Annotated in this window: 19 protein-coding genes; 3 read left to right on the top strand and 16 right to left on the bottom strand. The window is 35.8% G+C overall.

Annotated features, from left to right (window positions below):
* Positions 1-111: 111 nt before the first annotated feature.
* From rplA to ACYPXO_RS01115, 6 genes are all read right to left on the bottom strand, one after another.
* A complete protein-coding gene (gene rplA / locus ACYPXO_RS01140; protein WP_009461614.1) occupies positions 112-801 on the bottom strand; it encodes a 50S ribosomal protein L1 in 690 nt (229 codons plus the stop codon).
* 60 nt (positions 802-861) lie between these two features.
* Positions 862-1287 (bottom strand): 50S ribosomal protein L11, encoded by a 426-nt coding sequence (gene rplK / locus ACYPXO_RS01135; RefSeq protein WP_459638891.1) that lies wholly within the window; start codon positions 1285-1287, stop codon positions 862-864.
* A 53-nt stretch (positions 1288-1340) separates the two neighbouring features.
* A complete protein-coding gene (nusG, locus tag ACYPXO_RS01130; protein ID WP_459638890.1) occupies positions 1341-1856 on the bottom strand; it encodes a transcription termination/antitermination protein NusG in 516 nt (171 codons plus the stop codon).
* Positions 1857-1888: 32 nt separating this feature from the next.
* Complete coding sequence (gene secE, locus ACYPXO_RS01125; RefSeq protein WP_459638889.1) at positions 1889-2095, bottom strand: preprotein translocase subunit SecE; 207 nt, start codon at positions 2093-2095, stop codon at positions 1889-1891.
* A 24-nt stretch (positions 2096-2119) separates the two neighbouring features.
* Positions 2120-2269 (bottom strand): 50S ribosomal protein L33, encoded by a 150-nt coding sequence (rpmG, locus tag ACYPXO_RS01120; RefSeq protein WP_084667662.1) that lies wholly within the window; start codon positions 2267-2269, stop codon positions 2120-2122.
* Between the two features lie 166 nt (positions 2270-2435).
* Positions 2436-2804: a YbaN family protein gene (locus tag ACYPXO_RS01115; RefSeq protein ID WP_459638888.1), complete on the bottom strand. Its 369-nt coding sequence runs from the start codon at positions 2802-2804 to the stop codon at positions 2436-2438.
* A 168-nt stretch (positions 2805-2972) separates the two neighbouring features.
* Between ACYPXO_RS01115 and ACYPXO_RS01110 the strand changes: the two genes are divergently transcribed.
* On the top strand, positions 2973-4397 hold the full coding sequence (locus ACYPXO_RS01110; protein WP_459638887.1) for a phospholipase D-like domain-containing protein: 1425 nt from the start codon (positions 2973-2975) through the stop codon (positions 4395-4397).
* Between the two features lie 329 nt (positions 4398-4726).
* Here the strand turns inward: ACYPXO_RS01110 and ACYPXO_RS01105 are convergent, their stop codons facing one another.
* The 10 genes from ACYPXO_RS01105 to srtB form a co-directional block, all read right to left on the bottom strand.
* The gene (locus ACYPXO_RS01105; RefSeq protein ID WP_459638886.1) at positions 4727-8023 is read right to left on the bottom strand and encodes a LamG-like jellyroll fold domain-containing protein; all 3297 of its coding nucleotides are present in this window, start codon (positions 8021-8023) and stop codon (positions 4727-4729) included.
* 15 nt (positions 8024-8038) lie between these two features.
* Positions 8039-12811, bottom strand: coding sequence for a discoidin domain-containing protein (locus tag ACYPXO_RS01100; protein ID WP_459638885.1), 4773 nt, complete (start codon positions 12809-12811; stop codon positions 8039-8041).
* 143 nt (positions 12812-12954) lie between these two features.
* Positions 12955-14688 (bottom strand): family 20 glycosylhydrolase, encoded by a 1734-nt coding sequence (locus ACYPXO_RS01095; RefSeq protein ID WP_459638884.1) that lies wholly within the window; start codon positions 14686-14688, stop codon positions 12955-12957.
* Between the two features lie 179 nt (positions 14689-14867).
* The gene (locus tag ACYPXO_RS01090) at positions 14868-20444 is read right to left on the bottom strand and encodes a sugar-binding domain-containing protein (RefSeq protein ID WP_459638883.1); all 5577 of its coding nucleotides are present in this window, start codon (positions 20442-20444) and stop codon (positions 14868-14870) included.
* A gap of 160 nt (positions 20445-20604) precedes the next feature.
* Positions 20605-20946 carry a hypothetical protein gene (locus ACYPXO_RS01085; protein WP_459638882.1) on the bottom strand — a complete coding sequence of 114 codons (342 nt, stop codon included), beginning with the start codon at positions 20944-20946 and terminating at the stop codon, positions 20605-20607.
* A gap of 128 nt (positions 20947-21074) precedes the next feature.
* The gene (gene rpsR / locus ACYPXO_RS01080) at positions 21075-21338 is read right to left on the bottom strand and encodes a 30S ribosomal protein S18 (protein ID WP_009461627.1); all 264 of its coding nucleotides are present in this window, start codon (positions 21336-21338) and stop codon (positions 21075-21077) included.
* Positions 21339-21402: 64 nt separating this feature from the next.
* Complete coding sequence (locus ACYPXO_RS01075; RefSeq protein WP_459638881.1) at positions 21403-21837, bottom strand: single-stranded DNA-binding protein; 435 nt, start codon at positions 21835-21837, stop codon at positions 21403-21405.
* Positions 21838-21858: 21 nt separating this feature from the next.
* A complete protein-coding gene (rpsF, locus tag ACYPXO_RS01070; RefSeq protein WP_459638880.1) occupies positions 21859-22146 on the bottom strand; it encodes a 30S ribosomal protein S6 in 288 nt (95 codons plus the stop codon).
* Positions 22147-22240: 94 nt separating this feature from the next.
* Positions 22241-22438, bottom strand: a complete 198-nt coding sequence (locus ACYPXO_RS01065; protein ID WP_459638916.1) for a DUF951 domain-containing protein — start codon at positions 22436-22438, stop codon at positions 22241-22243.
* Positions 22439-22446: 8 nt separating this feature from the next.
* Positions 22447-23271: a class B sortase gene (gene srtB / locus ACYPXO_RS01060; protein WP_459638879.1), complete on the bottom strand. Its 825-nt coding sequence runs from the start codon at positions 23269-23271 to the stop codon at positions 22447-22449.
* Positions 23272-23364: 93 nt separating this feature from the next.
* Here srtB and ACYPXO_RS01055 point away from each other — a divergent pair, with 93 nt between their 5' ends.
* The gene (locus ACYPXO_RS01055; protein WP_459638878.1) at positions 23365-24168 is read left to right on the top strand and encodes a MerR family transcriptional regulator; all 804 of its coding nucleotides are present in this window, start codon (positions 23365-23367) and stop codon (positions 24166-24168) included.
* 216 nt (positions 24169-24384) lie between these two features.
* A complete protein-coding gene (locus tag ACYPXO_RS01050) occupies positions 24385-24630 on the top strand; it encodes a CatA-like O-acetyltransferase (RefSeq protein WP_459638877.1) in 246 nt (81 codons plus the stop codon).
* Positions 24631-24809 lie beyond the last annotated feature (179 nt).

The following is a 24809-nucleotide window of genomic DNA, read 5'->3' as shown; positions in this document are numbered from 1 at the left end:
CCTAAAAATACTACGTCCCCTTTCACACTTTTTTCACAAAAAAGAACTATTGCGATACCGAAATAGCCGCAATAGTTCTTTTTCGTTCTATTTATTTCTCGATGTAATTTCTTACAGTTTAACCGGATTTAATTTTACTCCAGGTCCCATTGTAGATGTTAAAGTTACACTTCTTAAGTACTGTCCTTTAACAGCTGCTGGTTTTGCTTTGTTGATTGCATCGATAAGCGTCTGGAAGTTGTCCGCTAATTGTTCTTCTGTGAAAGAAGCTTTTCCAACTGGCACGTGGATAATGTTTGTTTTGTCCAATCTGTACTCAATCTTACCTGCTTTGATATCGTTGATTGCTTTTGTAACATCCATTGTAACTGTACCTGCTTTTGGGTTTGGCATTAAACCTTTTGGTCCAAGTACACGTCCAAGACGACCTACAACACCCATCATGTCCGGTGTAGCAACTACTACGTCAAATTCAAACCAGTTTTCGTTCTGGATTTTCGGAATTAAATCTTCTGCTCCTACATAGTCTGCTCCTGCTGCTTTTGCTTCTTCTGCTTTAGCATCTTTAGCAAATACTAAGATACGAACTGTTTTACCTGTTCCGTGTGGTAATACTACAGCACCACGAATCTGCTGGTCTGCGTGACGCCCATCACAACCTGTTCTGATGTGTGCTTCGATTGTCTCATCGAATTTTGCAACTGCTGATTTTTTTACTAATGCGATAGCTTCTTCTTTATCATAAAGATTTCCTCTATCGATTAATTTAGCAGCTTCTGTATATTTCTTTCCTCTTTTCATTTCAAATAACCTCCTAGTGGTAATATCGGGAGCGAGCCCTCCCACATTCTATGTTTACAATTATTCTGTTACTTTTACACCCATACTTCTACAAGTACCTTCTACCATGCTCATTGCAGCTTCAACTGTAGCAGCATTTAAGTCCGGCATTTTCATCTCAGCGATTTCCTGTACCTGTGCTTTTGTAATTGTAGCAACTTTGTTTTTATTTGGAACACCTGAACCTGATTTAATATTGCAAGCCTTTTTGATAAGAACTGCTGCAGGTGGTGTTTTTGTTACAAAACTAAAACTTCTGTCATTGTAAACTGTGATAACAACAGGGATAATTAAATCACCCTGATCTGCTGTTTTTGCATTGAACTGTTTTGTAAATTCAACGATATTTACACCGTGCTGACCTAAAGCAGGACCAACAGGTGGTGCTGGAGTTGCCTTTCCAGCAGGAATCTGCAATTTAATATAACCTTGTACTTTTTTTGCCATTTTTGTGTACCTCCTTGTGGTATTTGCGGGGATTTCCCTCCCACTTATTCTTGTTACATTTTCTTAACTTCTTTAAAACTAATTTCTACTGGTGTTTCACGACCAAATAATTCAACATTGATAGTCAAACTCTGTTTCTGAGTATTCATTGTCTGAATTACTCCGACTGTTCCTTCCCATGCTCCAGCGACAACAGTAACTGTATCACCTTCTTCAAAGTCAACAACAATTTCTTCTTTCTGGATACCTAACGGAGCCATCTCTTCATCTGTAAGCGGAACCGGTTTTGACCCTGGGCCAACAAATCCCGTTACTCCTCTTGTGTTTCTTACGACATACCATGTATCATCATTCATCACCATATGAATCATAACGTATCCCGGAAACATTTTTTTAGAAACCGCTTTCTGTACTCCGTTTTTCAATTCCACTACATCTTGCATTGGAACTCTTACTTCTAAGATCTGGTCTTCCAGGTGTCTGTTTTCAATTGTCTTATCAATGTTTGCTTTTACTTTGTTTTCATACCCTGAATAAGTATGAACTACATACCATTTTGCCTCTGACATAAAAACTCACCTTTCATTATTATTAACAGTTATTATTTAATTAAGAAATCGACTCCGTATTTTACGATTACATCAACTACCGAAATTAATGCTGCCAACAATAGTGAAACAGTAACAACTGCTGTTGTTTCTTTTGCAAGTGTCTTCTTATCCGGCCAAATGATTTTCTTAAATTCTGCTTTAAGACCTTTGAACCAGCTCTTCTTCTGAGCCTTTTCCTTACTAGACTTTTCGCCCATACTGTCACGTCCTTTCACAAACGATTATTTCGTTTCTTTGTGTAATGTGTGTGTTCTACAGAACTTGCAGTATTTCTTTGTTTCCATACGATCAGGATGTGTTTTCTTATCCTTTGTCATATTGTAGTTACGTTGTTTACATTCTGTACATGCCAATGTGATTCTTGTGCGCACAACTTCCACCTCGCTTTTTCTGTTCTTAATTTCATAGTTACCGGTAGTTTGCGAGACTACCTAATTTTAGGCATAAAAAAAAGACCTACTTCCATTCGCTTGTTTAGTTTATCATACAGATGAATGTCCGTCAAGTCTTATTCTTGGTTTTCCCTAGGCATTTCCCCTATATTTTTTCTTCTTTTGTCTGAATTTTTGTAAAGAAATAAATGTACTTACAGCCTATCAAAATAATAATACAAATTCTACCATATATATTTTGCATCATTATCATGGCTATAACGAGCATAAATGATACCGGCAGTAAAATGCACCACTTTGTTTTTAATGTCATACTTCTCTCTTTAACAAAACTATCCAAATGTTTCTTATATAAGTGTGTTCCCGTAAACCATTTGTGAAAACGTTTAGAACCTTTAGCAAAACAAAAAGATGACACGAGAAGAAACGGTGTTGTCGGTAAAACCGGAAGAATAACACCCACGCCGCCGATTGCCATTGTTACAAAACCGATAGTAATCCAAATAATTTTCATTTCCGCCTCCTTAAGTAATTCGAAACTACTTTTTGTTAGTTTATTCTAACTCTAGGTGCATCATATGTCAACAAAAAATTCAGAACTCCCTGTTTACTTTCCATTCTATTAGACTTATAATGTTTTAATCACTTAAAGTTGGGAATACAAAGGAGAATGAATATATTTATGGAAGAAAAAAAATTTATGCTATTTAAACATTTATCTGTCGGAAAAATTTTGTTGTTTTTATTTCTTATTTATGTTGCACTTTTAGTCGTCCCTTACATTTCACACAAAAAAGTTCCCTCTTCTTATCGCGAGAATTTCAACCCCAATTCCCTTTATAGCGATAGCACAGGAAACGAACGGGTTGCCTATATCAACGATAATAACGATGCTCTTCTTTACCGACTTCATATGATTGAAAATGCAAAAGAAGAAATTATTCTATCCACTTTTGATTTCAATCCTTCCGAATCCGGAAAAGATATAATGGCTTCTCTCATTCAGGCATCAAAACGTGGAGTTTCTGTCCGTATTATCGTTGACGGTACTAGCGGATTTATCGATCTATATGGAAATGACTATTTTCAGGCACTCTCCTCTTATCCAAACATTTCCGTTCGTATTTATAACACAATCAATTTGCTAAAACCGTATGATATGCAGGCACGCCTCCATGACAAATATGTAATTATTGATAACAAAATGTATCTGCTCGGCGGACGAAATACAACAAACTTATTTTTAGGAGATTACTCCTCTTCAAAAAACATTGACCGCGAACTGTTCGTCTACAATACAAAGGAAGATAAAAATTCTTCTCTTTCCCAGTTACGCACTTATTTCGAGAGTGTATGGGCATTGCCGGACAGCAAAGATTACCTTTGTCAGAAAGAAACTGACAATGTAATAAAAGCAAAAAATGTTTTGGAAGACAGATATAATTATTTACGAAAAACTTATGAAAAAGCATATTGTGAGTGGGACTTTGAAGAACTGACTATGCCTACTAATAAAATCACTCTTCTAAGCAATCCAATTGAAACAGAGAACAAAGAACCTCTTCTTTGGTATTCTTTACAACAATTAATGCTTGAATCAAAAAATGTTACGATTTATACTCCGTACATTATTTGCGGAAAAGAAATGTATCAAGGGCTTGAAGATTTAAAAGCCAAAAATATTCCCGTGGAAATCATCACAAACGATGTCGCAAGTGGTGCAAACCCTTGGGGCTGTACGGACTACCTAAATCAAAAAGAAAAAATTTGGAAAACGGGAGTGAAAGTATACGAATTTATGGGCGAATATTCCTGTCATACGAAAGCACTTTTGCTTGATGACCGCATGAGTATTGTCGGTTCATATAATTTCGATATGCGAAGCACTTATCAGGATACAGAATTGATGCTCGCTGTTGATTCTCCTGAATTAAATGCAATTATCCGAAAGGAAGCCGAAAAAGATAAAACTTACAGCAAAACAATGGGGAAAGACGGAAAATATATTTATGGCGATAATTATAAGAAAAAAGATTTAGGAATTGGAAAGAAAATTTTCTATGGTATACTTAGAATTGTAGTTCTTCCGATAAGAAGATTTTTGTAGAAACTGTGAAAGGGGACGTAGTAAAATCAGATTTTACTACGTCCCCTTTCACGATTACCCCCGTCCCTTTTCTAAAAATCCCCCGTCCCTTTTTAACTATAAATCTATATATCTTCTTCTCCAACCACACAAAACCCTTGGAAATATGTTTTAAATCAGAAGAAATTATTCAAGTTATTTATGTTATTTTTAAGCAGAACGGAAAACCTACAGTTTTACAGGCTTTTCCCACTTAATCTAGAAAAGGGACAGGGCTTCCAGAGATTAGGGACACGGTAAATTGTAATTGGGGACGTAGTGATTTATAAAATCACTACGTCCCCAATTAATTATTTCCTCTTCTTAAGTAGAAGTGCTATAACTGCTCCTGCTCCCGCAATTGTTACTGCAAACGGAAGAATCGGTGCTTCATCTCCTGTTTTCACAGGTTTATTAGTTGTATCTGGTTTTGTATTCGGTTTGTTGCTTGGTTTTTGCTGAGGTTTACCATCCGGTTTATCATCTGGTTTAACATCAGGTTTGTTATCCGGCTTATCATCCGGTTTATTGTCCGGTTTACGTTTCAAGTTTTTAATGGCTGTTTCAATTGCTTCTGCCATTTTATCTACTTCTGCCTGTTTTGTAATATCTAAATCACGGACAACCGCTTTAATCGCTTGTTCTACCTCGCTGAAATCAACATACTCATCTTTATTCAAAGCATCCGCTTTGCTGATTGCTTCATCTACCTTTGTATAATCTGCTTTTTTCAAAACAAGTTTATTCTGAGCATCTGTTAATTCTTTAAGAACTTCATCAACTTCTGTCTGAGTAGCAAACATATCATTTAAAACAGTTTCTGCTTTATTTAAAGTTTCTTCGATAGATTCAAAATTAATATAGTTATCTTTATTCAAACCATTAATTTCATCAACTTTATTCTGTAAATTTGTTTTATCTACATTATTACAGATTTTTGCCACAACAAATGAATGTTTTGGTAACGTAATACTCTGGTTTTCTTCCAATACCATTTCTGTTTTGTTAATTTTTACATTGTCTGGTTTTTCCAATGAATTTTCGTCTGTAATTGTTTTTGAACTTAATGTCTGTAACTCAACTTTACGTCCTGTTAAGTCGTAGTTCGGTATATTCAAAGTAACTTTTCTGTCATTTTGGCGGTCAACGTTTACCATAGCCACATAAACATTTCCAGAAGCGTCTTTACTTGCAAGAGCAGATAAAGTTTTTACTCCATTGTTCATTGTTGGCACACGATTAAACTGAGCATCTACGATGTTTTCTCCAAATCCTGCATTTAACATTTCAAATACATGAGCCGATGGTGTAGAGAAGAACTTAAATTCTCCTTCTCCTGTTTTTGTATCTGCCCCAGCCTGAGGAACAACCTGAATAACAGCCTGCTGTGTTGGTCCAAGTAAATCTCCCCCATCACTATACCAGTCTGACAAACAGTGTTTCTGAATATAAGGGCTTCCTAAACGCACATATTCCATCAAAACTTTTGCAATGTATACAGCATGAGTTTGTGAGCGAACTTGTGGCTGTGTATTTCTGAAAATACCATATTCACTAATAACCGGCACTTTACCTTTTGGTAACATATTTACATAGTTCTCCACATGATGAATACCATTTGTTTCTGCTTTCTTCATGGCATCATCATAAAATGCTTCAGAAGTATTTCCCTGTACAGTACTTGAATACGGATGTATAGTCATTCCGTCATACCAATCATTTGCATTTAAGTTATTCATACGAGTAATAAAACCTTTGGATTCATAACTTGTATAAACTTTTGCCTCGTGTGATGTACCTTCGATTTCATTGATTTTATCTGTTGTATTTTTAATCGCCTTTGATACATCAATGAATCCATCTCGTTCCACGCTGTATGTAGCATACACATTCTGGTTTGCTTCCGGAATTTTACCGTGTTTTCCGTCACCAAAGCGAATTGCTCCTGTACTGTAATCAACAACACAGTGTTTATCATTTGCTCCCGAATTTGCAAAAGAATCTACAACAGTCCATGGTTGTAAATTTCCATCTACTCCTACAAAGACTTTTACTCCGTCATTTACCGCTTTAAAATCAGGGTCGGCAACAATTTTTCCGTTTTCCATTTTTCCTGGATTTACATTTGCATATCTTAAATACCTAACTAAATTCGGTTTTCCGTCTGTTCTTGATGCAACTTTATTCCAGTTTTCTTCATCAACAGCGTATCTCTGTACAAAACTTGCGGTTCCGCCTTCTGTGTAGGCTTTCTCTGATCCGCCTTCCACATAATCCGTCCAATATCCTTGAGATGTTTTTCCATCATTATCCTTGCCAAATGCCTGCTGCATTTCGTTTCCGATTTCAAAATAACGTACATTGTATGGTTTTTCATGTCCGTTATTCGCACGAACCTTTGCCCAGTCGATACCGCCATTTGGGTTTGTTCCTACTTTAGCATTTAAGTATTCTACTAAATCAGCGGCATCCATTTTACCTCCACGTCCTAAACTGTATACATATACAATTTCTGAATTTACGTCATCTGCAAAGTCTGCGATTTCTTTAATTCCAAAGTTTGCCTCAATACCTGCTTGACTTCCCGAATTGTAAAATCCATGAATCTGTTTTTTACGGCTTTCCTTTGGACCTAAAGTGGTTTTCCAATTGAATAAGTTTGAAATCGTTCCTCCCGGATAACGAATTGAACCAAATCCTGCATTTTCATATAACTCTTTGAAATCTTCTTTTATTTTCATTGTCTTAGAGTCAAATGTTCCATATCCGTTGAAAGCATAACGGTGGTTAATACCAAAAATAGAGTCCGGCTCAATTGTACGATTTACTTCATCTAAGTTTACTGTTAAACTAACTTTATTTAATTCTTGTGCTTTTTCATTATATAACGCTTTTGCTTCCTCATCCGTTAAGACTTTATTGTATACACAAAATTCGTCTACATCTCCACGCATTGGGTGTGGGTCTATACTTGCTTCATTCTTATGAGAACCTAATCTTAATGAAAGAACTTTATTAACCGAATTATTTCCTAAATTCTGTTCTCCAGCCAACTCACCGTTAATGTAATATTTAACTTTTTTCGCTTTCTGGTCAAATGTTACGGTAATATGCTGCCACTGTCCCTTTGCCACCGATTTTTTCGATGAAACATCCTGTCCATTAAGATATGTATTATATTTTCCATCTCCTTTAAGAGTTAAAACGGAACGTCCCTCTCCCTCATGCTGTAATAGAACCGCTGACTTATTCGCATCATCTCCCGTAATAGATGTATCATAACGATACCACATAGAGAAAGATGTCGAACCGCTTCCCGTATTAATATAATCGTTCAATCTCAAATAATTATCTGTTCCGGCTCCGAAGCGAAGAACCTTTCCGAAAACCGCATCTCCACTTTCTACAACTTTTACATTTCCATGTAATGTTGCAGTTGTTTTATCGCCTTTACTACTTGTTAGGGAATCAAAATTCCAATAATCTTTTAACCCGGTAGCCAAATCCGTTTTTACTGGTTTCTCAGCATAAACAGGAAATGCGTTCGGGCTAACTAACCCAAACGCAAGCACCGAGCATAATATTGTTTTAAATACTCGATTTTTCATCCTTTTCTCCTCAAACTATCTTCTCTTCTTAAACAGAAGTGCTATTGCTGCTCCAAGTCCCGCAATTGTTGCTGTCAACGGAAGAATTGGCGCTTCATCTCCTGTTTTCACAGGTTTATTTGGTTTTGTATTCGGTTTCTGATTTGGTTTATTATCAGGTGTTTCCGGATTTTGTGGGTTTTGTGGATTCTGTGGATTTTCCGGTTTTTCTGTATCCGCCTTTACAAGTTTATCCTGTGCATCTTTTAACGCCTTTAATGCATCTGCAATTTCTTTTTCTGTTGCATTTTCATTATCATATACTTTCTGTGCGTCTTTTAATGCATCCGCAAATACTTTCCAACTGTCCGCTGTATAATCCTTTTCATTCAGTTTTCCTGCTGCTGCCAAAGCATCATGCAAAGCATCTTTTGAAGGTTTTTCCGGTTTTTGTTCTTCTACCTTTTTAAAGTTTGCAGTTAAGTCCACTTTTTCTTTTACTTCAAATGTGTACGCTGCATCTGTGCTTACTTCCACTCCGTTTACTGTCCAGTTTACAAATTTATATCCTTCTTTTGCTTCTGCTGTTACAGTTGCCTTTTCGCCTTTGTTAAATTCTCCGCCGCCGGAAACTGTTCCCATTGTTTCGTCTGCCGACTGTACTGTTACTGTATATTTTTCTACAGGGTCAACAGGCGCATCTGTTTTTTCAAATTTTGCTGTTAAAGCAGTGTTTCCTGTTACTTTGAATGTATACTCTGCCACATCAGAAACTTTTGTTCCTAAAGAATTGTACCAGCCTGCAAATCTGTATCCTTCATTTGCAGTTGCTTTTACCGTTACATTTTCTCCTGCCGCAACATCTTTGCCGCCTTCTACTCTACCGCCTTCTTCTGCCTGTACAAACACAGTGTATGTTTTCTGTGGTGCATTTGCCATATCAAATTCTGATACAGTTACCCAACCATCACTTGACTGTGTTGCTACAAATTTTACTCCAAATACTTCCTGTTCATCGAATGTAAATGTTTTCTTTGAACCATTATTTGCAAATTTCTGGTCTTTGGCAACTTCTTTCCATTCGCCATTAGCAGAATTTTTCACATATAATGACGCTCTTGTTACATAACCGCTGTTTGTATCTGTTCTCGGTGTGAATGAGAATTGATTGATTGTGTAACCTTTATGGAAATCAATTTCTGCCCAGATTTCATTTAAGTTTCCTTTTTTACCGTCAATGTTTTCTACTTTATCTGTAGCACCATTCCAGTTTGAGTGCCAGTGTGTATTTGCTTTTTTATCAAATGCCTTTGTGATTTCTCCTTCTTTATCGCCACCATTTAATGTTTCTGAGTTTGTCTTACCTGTCCATGCTGATTTGTTGTACTCATCTTTTACTTCCGGCGCTGTTGTCACAACAACATTGTCAATTTCTGCTTCAATTGAATCAGATTTTGAACCGATTCTTTCCAATGGAAGTGCAAATGTTGCATGAGAAATATTATCTTTCTTTACCATATTATTATGGAAGAATCTACCTTTTGCATCGCTGACAAATTGTCCGTCCACATACAATTTCGCACTCTGCTGGCGAACGACAATCTGAATGTTCACCTGTTTTCCAACAGGAAGTTCATAGTCAAAGTAGTAATCATATAATTCTCTTGTAAATCCAAGTTTTCCATTGTTCATCACACGAATATCATGTGTTCCGTATGGCGCTGTTTCTTCAAAAATAATATCGCCCGGTTTTGAAGGTTTATCTAATTTGATGTCAAATGAAAGTGCATTTCCATTTCCCAACTGTTCAATAGGAGATGTTACATAACTTTCTTTATCTTTCAAATGTAGTGCTCCGTCTTTTACTTCCGCATTTTTACCATTTTCAAGGTTACGTTTGTTTTCAGAAGAGTCATTTAAATTTCCTTCAAATTTATACTCTGCATAATTATCGCCTTTTTTATCTTCCTGATAATATGGATTTGTATTAGGACCTGTTCCTTTATCCTGAGCAAGTTTTGCTAATTTATCGGCAGTTCCCTTTTCTTTACCTGTTGCTGCCCATGTTTTTTCTGCATAGAATGGTAAAGCGTCAAAGAATCTCCAGTATAAATCTGACTCTGTCAAACCTGAAGCATTCTTATCAATGTTATCACTCCAAATTGCAAATGCCGCTCCTAACATCTGGTCATCCCCTGAAGGAACAGACTGATAACCGTTACGTTTTGTTTTTACTTTGCTCGCTTCAAAACTGTCAAAAACTCTGTTTACATTTAGTAAGTCACCGTAAGCATCTTTTCTAGTCTTACTTCCGTCCGGAACCATATAACCATAGTTATCAATTGTATTAATTAATTTATATCCCATGTCATACATTTCAATTCCGTCTGCCCAATCACTAGACCACAAGTTCATTTCGACATTTTCAATTGCTTCCGGTTTAATCGGTGTTACAGGATTGTCTTTAATCCATGTCAAACCACCCCACATACGAACCGGATTCGTTTCTTTCACATGAGGAACTAATTTGTTTACAAAGTCACGGTAAGATTTATAGTTGTATAAAAATTCGTCTGCACCGATATGTACTGTTGTATCTTTATCAAATGTCGGATTTTCCCCTTTTGTATAATCATCGAAAATTTCTTCAATCTTAGCTACCGCTTTTGGATTTGTTAAATCAAAATGGTCAATTAACGGACGCTTAGCATTCAATGAAGAAACTTGATTTTTTACCATTAATTCAGGCCAAACTTTTGTAAAGGATGTAGCATGAGCAGGTACGTCAATCTCCGGAACGACTTTCATTCCCAGCGCACGTTCTTCCTGAATAAATTCTCTAAATTCTTTCTTAGAAATAGAGTAATCTTTTGCTGTAGGAGATTCTCCTTTATCATTTGTTAAACTTGATTCCAAACGGAATGCTTCATACGCCTTAAACGCTTCATTTTCCTTATCATGTTTACCATAATTTTCTAAGAAAATATAGTTATCTGATAAATGTGCTTGGAAGTCATTCATTTTATAGTAACGCATTGTTCTTGTGATTTCTTTCATCATCTCTAAAGAAATCGGTTTTCTAGCCACGTCAAGCAACAAACCACGAGTCTGGAAACGAGGATAGTCACGCATCTGTCCTACTTTGTATTCTTTGCTATTCTCTTTGTACATCTGTAAAACAGTCTGCATACCGTACATATTTCCTGTGACACTTACAGAATCCACATTGATGCGGTCTTCTTTGATGTCCATTTTATAGCCTTCTTCTCCAAGAAGTTCATCAGGTGCTTTGAGCGTAAAGTTAAATGCGTTTGCTTGTCCTTCCCCTTTAGAAACTGTCAATGTTTTTCCGGAGAAATCTTTGTAGTCTTTTACAAACTCTTCTACAATCGGTTTTAACTTTTCATCGTTGTAAACAACTTTTGTTAATTTATCTGTGCTTACTTTTTTGTCTGAATTAGAATACCATTCTTGGATTTCCGGAATTACAACCGGTTTTGCGTTCTTTCCTTCTACAGTTTCATGAAGTCCTTTTACAGTGTAATCATAATCACCTGTAACTTTTTTATTTTCTTTGCTGTCTGCAACTTCAAAAGAAACTTTCACTAACTTATCTGTCAATGGATGCTGTACTTTACCGTCTTTTGCAATAATCTGTTCAAAGTCCGCACCGTTGATTTTAATTGTAAATCCTTCTGGTACTGTCGGTAATGTAAACTTTGTCGCATCTTTTTCAACTGTTCCGCCTTTTAATCCTGCAATAACACTGTCTAATGTGTTTTCTGTAGGAGGCTGTGTCTGTTGATTTGAATATAATTCAATTTCTTCTATACTAATGTTGTTGTAACCGTTATCACCCGTAATAGCAACTTCTACATCAAATCCTGAGAGTTCCATTTTTTTAATACAAACAGGCTCTGTGAAGATATGTTTAAGTTCTGTTGTATATCCCTTTTTATTATTTTCTTTTGTATTATTAATTCTTACTGTATGTTCTTTATCATTTAAATCCGTATATTTCAAATCAAATGCTTTAATATTAGAAGGCATTGGATTTACATCTCGTTCAAATAAGTTAAACTTTACTTCTTTAACCATTGTCGGTTTTGCAAGTTCTGCTTTAACCCACTGATTCTGATATGTATGTGCTGCACTTGCCCAGCGGTTCGGTTTTCCTAATTTTCCGTCTTTAAGTTTATCAGGTCCCAAATCATTTGTTTCCTGTGAAGATACTGTTATTGTAGCCGTTTTCATATGGTTTTTATTTTCTGTCGCTTCAATATCACTTTCTTCGCCATATACTTCAATTTCCCTAACGCCAATATTTTTCCAGTTGTTTTTTCCCCCGTCTGCTTCCATTACAGTTACTTTTACTTTTGTTGTTTCTACTGGTTGCTCTATATCAATGGTTATTTCTTGCTTTGCTTTTGCATCATCAACATCTTCTTTTATAACTTGATATGTCCCATCCGCTTTTTTTAACTCAACCTTAAATTTTTTGATATTAGATTCTGAGTCTGTTCTCTCAAAAAACACCTTAACTTGCTTTACCTTTGTAGGTTTTTTCAGAGTCACCTCTATATTTTCATTTAAATGTTTATCTTTTGCTGTCCCCCACCATGTATCCATTTTCCCATCAACGGCTTTTTCCGCCCCATGATTAGCATCTTCCACATTACTTGCCACAACTGAGCAACCACGTGCTAAATTCATCTGTGTAGCTGCCTGTACAGGTCCCATATCAACCAATGCTACATTCATAATCATGGCAGCTGATAGCAATCCACTTACTACTTGTTTCTTTTTCATATACTTTTCCCTTTCTCTTTCTATTTTACATAACTTTTCACTATCTATGGATTATATCAAACATCACCGCTATATGATATATGATAAAATACACAAAAAAAGGACGTAGTATTTGGTTATTTTTTACTACATCCTTTCAATATTTATCTATTTTCTTTGCGTTTTCTTGCGTAGAACATTCCTGCTAAACCTGCAGATACAACTAACATCATGAACCATAATGTCATGTTTGTTGTGTCACCTGTTTTAATTGTATCAGATGTACCATCTGTTGTATTTCCACCGTTTGTTGTCCCATTTGTTGTTCCGCTTGTAGTAGGTGCTTTTTTCTCTAATGCTGCGATAGCATCTTCAATGGCTTTTGCCATAGCGTCTACTTCTGCTTGTTTTGTAATGTCTAAATCACGTTTTACTGCTTTGATTGCTTTCTCTACTGCTGAGAAATCTTTGTAATCCGCTTTATTTAACGCTTCTGCTTTAGCGATTGCTTCATCTACTTTTGTATAATCTGCTGTTTTGTAAACTAAAGCATCGATTGCTGCATAGATTGCATCTGCATATCCGTCAACAACTTCCTGTTCTGTCACTCTTTTATTTCTTACAACAGCATCTTTTGCTGTGTTAAGAGCATTTACTGTTTCTTCTGTATATACACTTAAATCAGAAGGAATTTTAGCGATTGCTTCATCTACTTTTGTATAATCTGCTGGACGAACTAAATATTTTCCATGTGTTGTAGAAAATAAATCCATAAGTCCAAGAACTTTATCTTCTTCGTAAACTTCTTCCGGATAATCACACCATACAGCCTGCATACTTCCGATGATTGCAATATTTTCTCCCGGTTTTGCACCAGTTACTGAAGTAAAGTCTTTTTCTTTGATATTTTTAACCGCATTGTCATAGATATATCCGTTTCCATGCTCTGCTTTATCATAGTTTCCAATTACCCAGTACCAACCATCATTTGTATTTAAAATTTTGTGACCCTTATTTGCAAAATAAATTGGTTTTGCTACATCATATCCCCACCATCCTGAAGTCCAGTATGAAATAATAAGGTCCTTATCAAATGTTCCAAATTCCTCTGTACTTTTGTAGTAAACACCGTCATTGAAACACATTGGTTTCATTCCTTCTTTTTTTACCATAGCAGATAAATCATTTACATAAGTTACAAATTTTCTATACAAACCTGTTTTCTGTAAGTTTGCCCAGCCACCTGTGTTTTTGTCGTTTGCATATTCATCACAACCTAAGTTGAAAATTTCACAGCCTTTATTGCCAAAATATTTTGCATATTTTCCGATTAATGCTTTTGTAAATGCAATCGCTTTGTCATTATTCAAATCTACTGTACGGATAGAACCGTCAAACTGTGGATTTTCAATTCCTAATTTTTCCATTGCTGTTAAGATAGAGTCCATATGTCCAGGGCTGTTGATAACCGGAATGACATTTAATCCTCTGTATTCTGCATATGCAAGAACTTCATCCATTTCAGCCTGTGTAAGTGCGTTTCCATTAGGGTCTTTGTAATACTCATTATTTCCTTCTGTAAGAGCATTTTTCACCGCATCGCTGGCATATGATGTTCCATTTACTTCTAATGACATATCGTCTAAATAAAAACGAAGAGCATCATTTCCCAATAAAATTTGAACGTCTGTGTAACCGTTCTGGTATGCTTTATTAATAATTGTTTTTAACTGGTCTACACTAAAGTATTTTCTTCCCGCATCGATTGAGAAAACACTTTTCAAGTTCTGTTCTTCTGCTGCCTTAACTGTTGCTGCCTCGCCAGTAGTAAGACTTGCTCCGCTTAAAACAATACCGAAAGCAAGTGTTACCGCAAGTAATTTTTTCATAAATTTCATTTTGCTTTTCTCCTTTTGTTGTCTTTAAAATTTGAATTAATAAGTTACTTTTTCCCTTCCCTCCTTTTTGCGAAAATAACGTTCTGATTATAACATAGGATTATATGTTTTTCAAATACTGTTCAAAAAAAATCCCGTTCCATTTCTGAAACGGGATTTTTCTATCTAGTTTTTACAACTTATCTCTTTTTTCTTTTGTAAACAACGATACCAACGATTGCTACAACTGCAACTACCATTAACACAACAATCATTGTGATTGGTGCCTGGTCGCCTGTTTCAATGCTTGTCGGTGGTGTTGGAGGATTTTGTCCTTCAGCCTTTCCTTCATCATTTAAGCGTTTTGTTGCATTAATTAAGTCTGAAAGTGCATCTTTCAATTCTTTTTCTGTTGCATTTTCGTTATCCAGCACTGCTTTAGCCTGTGCCATTGCATCTTCGTAAACTTTCCAGTTGTCTTTAGAATAGTTTCCTTCTTTATAGTATGCTAAGCATTCATCATAGAATTTCTGCAATTTTGCACGAAGTTCATCGCGGTCGCCATTTTCATCCGGATTTGGATTTGGATTAGGATTTGGTTTTACCGATTCCTCTTTTAATCCGTTAATTCCGGCATTTAAGTTATCTAATGCTGACTGCAACTGAGCGTCTGTAGCATTTTCATTTGCTAATGTTTCTTCCGCTGCTTTTAATACTGCTTTAAATGCACTGTAACTATCTGCTGTGTATCCGTTTGAAGTAATTGTCTGAGCAAATTTTACTCTTTCTTCTAATGCTTTTCTTACAGCAGATTCCTGTTTTTCTGTTACATTTACTTTAACTTCTGTTGTTTTACCTTCATAAGTTACTGTTACAACTTCGTCAGTTTCTTTTAAGGCTGTTTCCAAAGAAGGTGCAAATGTAAATTTATCTTTTGTTTCTGCTGTGTAAGCAACTTCTGATGATGTATTGTCACTATAGAATACACTTAATACTAATCCTTCCGGATTGAATGTATCACCTACATGGTAATCTGTTTTTGGTGATGTTTTTACTGCAATGCTTGTTAAAACTACAGGGTTCTTTTCGATTGCAAAAGTAGTTTCCAATGTTCCTGAGTATTTTCCAATACCTGTTACAATTGCTTTTGCAGTACCTTCTTTTGTATTATCTGCGTAACTTACTTTGTAATCAATACCGTATGTTAAGGCTTTTCCATTCTGTTTTACAGTTACCTGTGGTTCTACAGGATGTTTTTCATCTACAACATCCACTTTCTGTTTTGCAATAGGGTCGATTGTTACTTTGTTTGCCGCATCAGAAATATCTGTTGTTTCTCTGTGCATTCTTAAACGTAACTCAGCAACTGCCATATGTTTATTCATACCATTTGCTTGGTCAGAATATGTTTCAACACCGATTAATTTGAATGCTTTTGCTTTTACCGGTTTTGTAAATGTAAGTAATGTCCAGTCTGCTTTATCTTTTGAAATTGTTCCTTCTGCACATACGTCTGTGTCTTTAAATGTTGTGCCGTCCACACTATATAAAACTTTATATTTTGTCACACGACCATTTCCACCACCATATACACGAGGATGATAATTCATTGCATCGATTGTAGTTGCTTCTTTTAATGTTAATGTAATTTCACGATTCTTAATATCACTTGCTGTAGCACCATTACGCCAGTTTGTATGCCAGTGCGTATCTACATCTCCATCCAAGACATATCTAACATCACCTTCATGAGCATCCGGACTTGGTAATGAGAACGGCGCTGATGGTGTAATGTCTTCGTTTGGATAATATACATCAGGGTCTTTATCATTTAAGAAGATTGTAAATGTATTTGTTGTTTTGTGGTCTTCTGATTCCATGATAATTTTAATCTGATTGTCTGTATTCTTTGGAAGAACTGTTACGGCTGCGTTATCTTTTGCTTCTGCTTTCACTTCTGCTAAGATTGCAGATGTTGTATATTTTCCTGATGCAAGTTGTTGTTTTGTCAACTCAACACCGTTTACTGTTAATTTGCTTAATGCAGCAGTCGTATTTGTCTTAAAGGAAGTGGTTGCTTTCTTTAATTCAATTTCTGTAATACCTGTACATGGTTTACGTCCCTCTAACTGCTCGTCTTTATTTGTTATTTCAAATTTCACAAATGTTGCTGAAACCGGCGCATTTAATTTGTATGTGTATGGTTTAATATCATTTTTCTCTGTGCCGATTTGCTCTGTTGTTTCTACAGGTATCCATGGACCATTTTCTGTTTCAGAAACAGAAATTTTGGTTGTATTTGCATCTGGGAATCTTGCACTGTAACTATCTTTAAAGAAATGAATTACAATTTCTCCGATAACCTGCTGTGTATCATATCCAAATGTAATTTCAGCTTTATTATCATTTCCGTCATTTGAGTTTTTAAAGTTTGTCCACACACTTTCATTTTTTCCGCCGTCAAGGTTAGCATCTTTTTCTATTTTGCCATCTTTGATCGCTGATAAAGTATCTGACTGCATATTTTCAGGAATATCCTGTTTCAAAATACTTGCCTGTCCTGAAACACTGTCTCCGATTGCAACATCTTTATTAGCCACACGCACTGTTGCAGTTACTGTTACCTCTTTACCTAATACGTTTGCTGTTCCGTTTACGGTAACCGTTCCAACTTGATTATATACAGAAGCGTCTTTGTCTTCCCATTTAACAGGGAATGCAACATCCATCACTTCACCGTTACTTAAATATGCTGTTCTTGATTCCGGTAATGCAGGTTTAGTTCCTACAGGTACTGCTGTAGAATAATTTAATAATCCGCCTACTTCGTCAATCATATTCACTCTAACAGATACTTTATGTTTGCCGTCTACAGTTCCGTTCACTGTAAATGCACCTGTTTTATTTACCTGTTCATCTGTGATTGTATCCCATTTAACTGCTTTCTGTTCTTTCTTTCCGTCAGAATATCTCACTTCGATTGTTTCCGGTAAACTTGGTTGATTTCCGACTTTTACATAGTAATTCTTTTCCATAAAGAAACTATCTACAACAACCTGCTGTTGTCCGCCTGTTGTATCTGCTGTTGTTTTTAAAGTAACTGTTTGTTCTCCAAGTCCTTCTGCCGAAACTTTTACATTGATTGTTCCCGCATTCTTTGTTGACTGTACGATAGCAATTCCTGAACCGTTGTAAACTCTACGTTCTGTTCCTTTGTAAGAGTCATGGTCTGTCTGCCAGCCGTTGTCCAAACCAACTAAAGTTCCGTCACCTGTTACTTCAACTTTTACTTTATCGTCTGCATTTGGAACGATATTGCCTTTTGCATCTACTACATCAATCTGTAAGTAAGATAAATCAGTTCCGTTTGCTTTAATTTCACTGCGGTCTGCTTTTACCTGTAATTTTGCTTCTTTGTCTGCTGTTGTTACAGAAGCACGTCCCTTTGTATCTGTAATACGATTTCCTTTTTCATCGAATGCTCTTGCTTCCAATGTACCTTCTTCGTATTTTACATTCCATGTACGATAAAGTTTCTTTGTATCTCCATTTTCATAATAACTATGCCCAACAGATGTTGTTTTCTTTGTTATTGTCTGTTCTTCCCCAACTTTTTTTGCTTCCGTGCTTCCCTTTGGAGTTAACCATAATTCAACCTTTGGAGCATCCGAGTAAACAACTACTTCCGCATTACCATTGTCTAATTGAATTTCTTCTCTATTCCATGTAGGTAATACATGAAGTGTATTTACTTTATCATTCCACTGGCTCTGATATAAGTAGTAAGAGTCTTTTGGCATTCCGGCTGTATCAATAATACCGAAGAATGAGTTCTTTGGTGAAGGCCATTTACCTTTTGCCCCTGCATCTGTACCGTTCCATGGAGTCGGTTCACCGATATAATCAAATCCTGTCCACACATACTCTCCGGCAACAAAGTCACGGGTAACTACATCGTACCAAGCATCGTTTGCCAATGCACCCCAACTAACTGCTGATTTATCATAAGAAGTTAATTCCTGTGTATTGTTGTCTTGTCCTTTTGTATGGTATACGCCACGGCTGTTAATAGAAGATGCAGTTTCGGAACCATAGATCTTCCAGTCAGGATGTTTCCTTCTTAAATCATTGTAACCATTTCCTTTAGTATAGTTTGTTCCTGAACTTCCGCCAGCTGCAGTAATTTTATCAGCAACTTTAGAATGTTCTGTATCCCCACTATTAGTCGGCTCATTTTTTACTTGATTACTTCCGATAGTTAATTCTTTCGTTGTATCTACATCCTGCGCCCATTTAATTAAATCAGGTACTTTTTCATCATAATCACTATATCCAGCGCCTTCCTGAATCTCATTTCCTAAAGACCACATAATAACAGATGGTGCGTTCTGATCTCTCTTTAAAGTAGCTTTTAAAGAAAACTCAGCCCATGTCATAGTAGATGTTGCACCAATAAGTTCTGTTTTACCGATCTGCTTATTAAAGTATTTTGCAAAGTCTTCCGTATTTCCGTTTTTAGCATGGTGCCATCCGTCGAAGATTTCTTCCACAACTAAAATACCTTTTTCATTACAAACATCAATTAAATGCTGTGCAGCCGGATTGTGTGTCACACGGATAGAGTTACATCCCATTTCCTGTAAGATTTCAACCTGACGTTCAATTGCACGACGGTTTGCCACTGCACCTAAAGCGCCTTGGTCATGGTGCATACAAACACCTTTTAATTTTACAGGTTTTCCATTTAAGTAATATCCTCTATCCTTATTAAATTCTGTGTAACGGAAACCATATTCTGTGTCGTATGTATCAACAACTTTATCTCCCACTTTTACTTCTGTGCGTACAGTGTAAAGATTTGGATTTTCAATGTCCCATAATTTGGGGTTGCTTACAGTAAATTCAGCATTAATATCTGCTTTGTTATTCGGCTGAACTGTAGTTTTTTGTGTTGTTGTTTCTCCAATAACAGCAGATGGCTTACCTTTTTCAAAAACTTTGTGTGTTAAAACAACGTCTTTCGCTTCTTTTCCGTCATTTTCCACTGTTGTTTTTACTGTTGTTTTTACTGTTGTCTTATTTGTTGCAAGTTCAGGTGTTTCTACCTTTGTTCCGTTTAAAGCAACATTTACAGCGTCTGTCACTGTTAAGTTCACGCTTCTGTAAATACCGCTTCCTGAATACCAACGGCTCGAAGGTGTTTTATGGTCAACCTTAACTGCAATAACATTTTCTTCACCGAATTTGATGTGGTCTGTCAAATCGAATGAGAATGGTGTGTATCCGTATGGGTGTGTTCCTAATTCTTCACCGTTAATATAAACAGTTGAATTCATATAAACACCGTCAAAGTCAAGGCGGATTTCTTTACCTTTTAATTCATTGCCTACAGTGAAGTGTTTACGGTACCAACCAGTTCCTCCCGGAAGGTATCCACTCTCTGCTTCCATTTGCTTTGAATATTCCTGCTCGATACTGTAATCATGTGGTAAAGAAATATTTCTCCACTTAGAGTCATCAAAGTTACTTGTCTGTGCGCTTCCTGCATCACCTAAATAAAATTTCCAGTTTGCATCAAAGTTCTGTGTACGTTCTGTTGCATTGTTCACTGTATTCACATATACAACTTCTTTGTCCGAACTCATCTGCGTCTGGGATTGTGTTCTCACATCTATGCTTGCATTCGCTGTAGCTAATGGTGAGAAACAAGACATTGTCAACACCGCTGTGAGCAAAGTTGCTCCAAAACGTGCTGTTCCTTTTGTAAACTTGTTCATTTTCTTTCTCCTCTCCTAAAGTTAGGTTGTCATACCTTGCTATATTATACAATAGTTTCCTGCTTTTGAACAGAAAAACTATCATTTTTATGAAAAAGTTTTTTTAACTTTATATTTTCATCTATACTTTGCACGAAAATGTATTTTCGTTTCCGCTTTTTTAAATATTTAACCATTTCTCAAACCTTCCATTCTGATATTCCTCTTCAGTAAGCATATAAATAGGAACAGAGGTTTCCTTCAATTCCTTATTATATGCAAAAGAACGGCTTCTTCTTCCCGGTGCAAAAACCAGCATATCTATTTCATTCTGGAGTAACTTCTCCACATCTCCATGCGTTTCATCTAAAATTATACACCAATCCAAACTATTTTCTTTACAGAACTGTGTAAATCTCTCCGCATATCTTTCTGCCGTTTTGTGATACAGAATATGTGATATAGGATTACTCGGCGTTCCCGGTATCAGAGGCATTTCCCAAATCAATACTGCTTTTTTCATTATACTTCCTCTCCCTTCTTTTTCTATACCCTTTCTACAATACTTTTATGGAAAAGGTAAGATGAGTCTTTTTAAATTCTAAAAAAGAGCTATGACAGATTTCTCTATCATAACTCTCTATACTTTAATTAGTCCTGAACGTATGGCATTAATGCTAAATGTCTTGCTCTCTTAATTGCCACTGTAAGCGCTCTCTGGTGTTTTGCACAGTTTCCTGTGATTCTTCTAGGAAGAATTTTTCCTCTTTCAGAGATGTATTTTCTTAATTTTGCTACATCTTTGTAGTCGATTTCGTTGTTTTCTTTACCACAGAATACACAAACTTTTTTTCTTCTGCGTCCGCCTCTTCTCTTCATTGGAGAATCTGCTTTGTTACCTTTATCGTAAGCCATTTTATTTACCTCCTAATTTCTTCTCATTACCCTGTAATGTATATCTACGTTAATAAATCGTTCTTTAACTGAATGGTAATTCTTCATCAATTCCATCAGGAATATTCATGAATCCATCTCCAATGTCTGCACTTGGTGACGGCATAGGACTCGCCTGATAACCACTGTTCTCACTTGCCGCTTTACTTTCCGCAAATTCCTGTTCTTCTACAACTACGTCTGTTGTATATACTTTTACTCCGTCTTTATTCGTGTAACTTCCTGTCTGAATACGTCCCGTTACAACTACTTTTAATCCTTGACGGAAATATTTCTCAGCAAATTCTGCTGTTTTTCCAAAGGAAACGCAGTTAATAAAATCTGCTGTCGGTTCTCCGTCACGCTTAAAACGACGGTCAACTGCCAACGAATATCTGGCAACTGCAGTTGCGTTCGCACCTTGCGAGTATCTGACTTCAGGATCTCTTGTTAAACGTCCCATTAAAATTACTTTATTCATACGATTGCCTCTTTCTTCTTTCTATGCGTCCTGTCTGATGCACAAAAATCTGATTACGTTTTCCATGATACGAAGTCTGCTTTCTACTTCTGCCGGAACAGTTGAATCAGATTCAAAATGAATGAAGTAGTAAAATCCTTCTTTCATTTTCTGAATTTCGTAAGCCAATCTTCTCTTACCCCATTCATCAACGTCTGTCACGTTACCACCGAAACGAGCAATCACTTCTTTTACTTTTTCGATTGTTTCTGTTCTAGCGTCATCTTCGATTTTTGCGCTGACAACAACAGCTAATTCATATTTGTTCATGTCTTTACCTCCTTATGGTCTTTTGGTCCTCGTCTGCGAGAACAAGGATTTTATATAATATATCACAATTTCATATACTACCATATTTAAAAATTTATTTCAAGCCTTTTTTCAATTCTCTCGTGTTTTTCTCCACAATTTTTCGTGCTATCATAATTTGGTGACCGCAGCCCGTACATTTTAAACGAAAGTCCGCACCTACACGAAGTATCTCCCACTCAAAACTTCCGCAAGGATGCTTTTTCTTTAATCTGACTACATCGCCCACCTCATATTCCAATTTTTCCAATATATTTCCTCCTATCTCTCACTGATTTTTACTGCCTGTAACACAAATCTATCCTCATTACTGTCGATTGTACAAGTAGACAAACTGACGATATGAGAATCTTTCGTTACTTCAGCATCCGTCTGATAATTTGAAATAGAACGTACATAATCTATGTAATCCATAAATTCTTCATCATTTTGAAAAGTTTTCGTATATGTTCTCGATGTATCTTTTACAACCGCTGCCGAAATCACCTGATATTTTGATTCTTTTCCGTCAGGAGTATAAATATAGAAATACGGATGTTCTTTATAAAATGATTCTTCCATATATTTTTCCAACTGTCCGAACATAGAACCGCTCTTCATACGATGTCCGTAAATAATCGTGTTTTTATCCTGAAAATCTCCGGAGTTATCTTTGTCCACAAACAAAGTACCGTATGTGTTTTTTCCTGTACCAAAAAGTTTTGTCAAATACTCTTTATTATTATGACTGTGTACGACCGGATAATTAATTCTTGACGGTTCTTCAAAACGAATCCATCCGATTGTATCCGGATTGATGTCCCACAATTTGTTAAAATCAACTTTAAACTTCTCTTCGCCTTTCTCTGTTTTCTCTACAGTAATTGCCAAATTTTTGATTTTATCGTATTCATCATTTCCTTTTTTATAAGAAGAAAAAATCTGATACAGTTGAAAAGCCGAGAAACAAAACACACAAATAGCAATGATTAAAACAATTGTGCTGAAAATAGAATTTTTCTTTTTAGGTTTCTTATTTTGATTATGATATTTTCCTTCTTCTTTCATTTTTTGTCTGTGTAATTTTCGTTTTTCTTTTGCGTCCATACTTACTCCCTCTTTATATTTATTTTACTGTAGTCCATTATATCATAAATCATGTATAATAAACTATAGCAATATTAAATTAGGAGTAATTATATGAAAGAAAACGCAACATTTCTTACTACATCCCAATTCGCCAAACTACACGAAGTCAATAAACGCACTCTCCATTATTATGATGAAATTGATTTATTTTCTCCTTGGGAAAAATCGGAAAATCAATACCGCTATTATAACTCCCGTCAAAGTATTGATTTTGAATATATTCGTATGCTAAAAGAATTAAATATGAGTATAAATGAAATTAAGACATATGTACAAAACCCAAATCCCGCTGACTTCATCAAAATGGCCGAACAAAAAATCGGGGAAGTAGAAAAACAAATTTCACATCTCCAAAAAACCAAAGAAATTCTGCAACAGAAAAAGCACTTTATAGAACTCTGCGAAAACATTTCTAATGAGGAAATACGTTTGGTCGAATGTGAAGAAGAGTATTTTTATGTAACCCCATTTTCTTTTTCCGAAAATGACTTATCTCACATTTTTTCTTATATAAAAAACGTATGGGGTATTGAGCAGTGCAGAATGGGAATAGGAAGTTATATTAGTTTAGAAAAGATTCGCAGAAAAGAATTTGCATATTATGACGGATTATTTACTCCCGCTCCGCAAAACGTTTCTGCAGAAGACACTCTGCTAAAGCCAAAAGGACGGTATCTCTGCGGATATTTGAAAGGGAGTTGGGACAATCTTCCTCATCTGTATGAAAAAATGATTGCTTTTGCCAAAGAAAACCGCCTGACTTTAAAAGGCTATGCTTTTGAACTTGGGTTAAATGATTTTGTTATTTCCTCTAAAGATGACTACATTACGCAGGTGATGATAAGGGCAGAATAAATTCTTTTCTTCCCTTGTCAAAATCTCCCTCTATTCATTAACTGTTCCAGGCTGTATTTAAACTTTCTCGTCTTTCTGCCAGTTCTTTTTGTACCGTCGGAAGTATCTTATCTATTTAAACATAGATTAATTTCTCTATTTTCACACTTCCGGAATTATGATAGAATTGAAATAGCACATTAGATAACGTACGATTGAAAAGAGAGTAGGGTAAAAATGAATTACAAATATTTAGATATGGAAAATTACAAAAGAAAAAACCATTTTGAATACTTTAACAGTCTGGCATATCCATATGTTGGGCTAACAGTAAATGTTGACATTACAGAACTATTGAAAACGATTAAAGCGAGAAAACTCCCATTCTTTTTATCAGTTTGTTATTGCGTTTCCAAATCCGCCAATCGAGTACCGGAATTTAGGCAAAGAATTCTTAATAATCAAATTATAGAGTTTGAATAATTGCCAATACTTACATTTCCACAAATAAGGCAATCAGTTTCTTATTTGAAATCAACTGTCTTTCCTATGTCTTGTTTAATTTTTATGTGTTAAATGAGTTCCTCTCAACTAACACCCTGTCAAAAGCGATTTTGCCTTGTAAATACATCGTTTTTCAATTAATAATATCTATTGTCTCT

The sequence above is a fragment of the Faecalimonas canis genome (assembly GCF_054601575.1).
The sequence above is the reverse complement of the archived record's forward strand: the minus strand, read 5'-3'. Positions and strand labels throughout refer to the sequence as shown.

What these genes read in the sequence shown, in the direction of transcription:
- ACYPXO_RS01050 (WP_459638877.1), top strand. Translation starts at nt 24,385, where the DNA reads ATGAATTACAAATATTTAGATATGGAAAATTACAAAAGAAAAAACCAT.
- ACYPXO_RS01055 (WP_459638878.1), top strand. Translation starts at nt 23,365, where the DNA reads ATGAAAGAAAACGCAACATTTCTTACTACATCCCAATTCGCCAAACTA.
- ACYPXO_RS01085 (WP_459638882.1), bottom strand. Translation starts at nt 20,946, where the DNA reads ATGAAAAAAGCAGTATTGATTTGGGAAATGCCTCTGATACCGGGAACG.
- ACYPXO_RS01100 (WP_459638885.1), bottom strand. Translation starts at nt 12,811, where the DNA reads ATGAAAAAGAAACAAGTAGTAAGTGGATTGCTATCAGCTGCCATGATT.
- nusG (WP_459638890.1), bottom strand. Translation starts at nt 1,856, where the DNA reads ATGTCAGAGGCAAAATGGTATGTAGTTCATACTTATTCAGGGTATGAA.
- rpsF (WP_459638880.1), bottom strand. Translation starts at nt 22,146, where the DNA reads ATGAACAAATATGAATTAGCTGTTGTTGTCAGCGCAAAAATCGAAGAT.
- ACYPXO_RS01090 (WP_459638883.1), bottom strand. Translation starts at nt 20,444, where the DNA reads ATGAACAAGTTTACAAAAGGAACAGCACGTTTTGGAGCAACTTTGCTC.
- ACYPXO_RS01110 (WP_459638887.1), top strand. Translation starts at nt 2,973, where the DNA reads ATGGAAGAAAAAAAATTTATGCTATTTAAACATTTATCTGTCGGAAAA.
- ACYPXO_RS01075 (WP_459638881.1), bottom strand. Translation starts at nt 21,837, where the DNA reads ATGAATAAAGTAATTTTAATGGGACGTTTAACAAGAGATCCTGAAGTC.
- ACYPXO_RS01115 (WP_459638888.1), bottom strand. Translation starts at nt 2,804, where the DNA reads ATGAAAATTATTTGGATTACTATCGGTTTTGTAACAATGGCAATCGGC.
- rplA (WP_009461614.1), bottom strand. Translation starts at nt 801, where the DNA reads ATGAAAAGAGGAAAGAAATATACAGAAGCTGCTAAATTAATCGATAGA.
- ACYPXO_RS01105 (WP_459638886.1), bottom strand. Translation starts at nt 8,023, where the DNA reads ATGAAAAATCGAGTATTTAAAACAATATTATGCTCGGTGCTTGCGTTT.
- ACYPXO_RS01095 (WP_459638884.1), bottom strand. Translation starts at nt 14,688, where the DNA reads ATGAAATTTATGAAAAAATTACTTGCGGTAACACTTGCTTTCGGTATT.
- rpsR (WP_009461627.1), bottom strand. Translation starts at nt 21,338, where the DNA reads ATGGCTTACGATAAAGGTAACAAAGCAGATTCTCCAATGAAGAGAAGA.
- secE (WP_459638889.1), bottom strand. Translation starts at nt 2,095, where the DNA reads ATGGGCGAAAAGTCTAGTAAGGAAAAGGCTCAGAAGAAGAGCTGGTTC.
- srtB (WP_459638879.1), bottom strand. Translation starts at nt 23,271, where the DNA reads ATGGACGCAAAAGAAAAACGAAAATTACACAGACAAAAAATGAAAGAA.
- rplK (WP_459638891.1), bottom strand. Translation starts at nt 1,287, where the DNA reads ATGGCAAAAAAAGTACAAGGTTATATTAAATTGCAGATTCCTGCTGGA.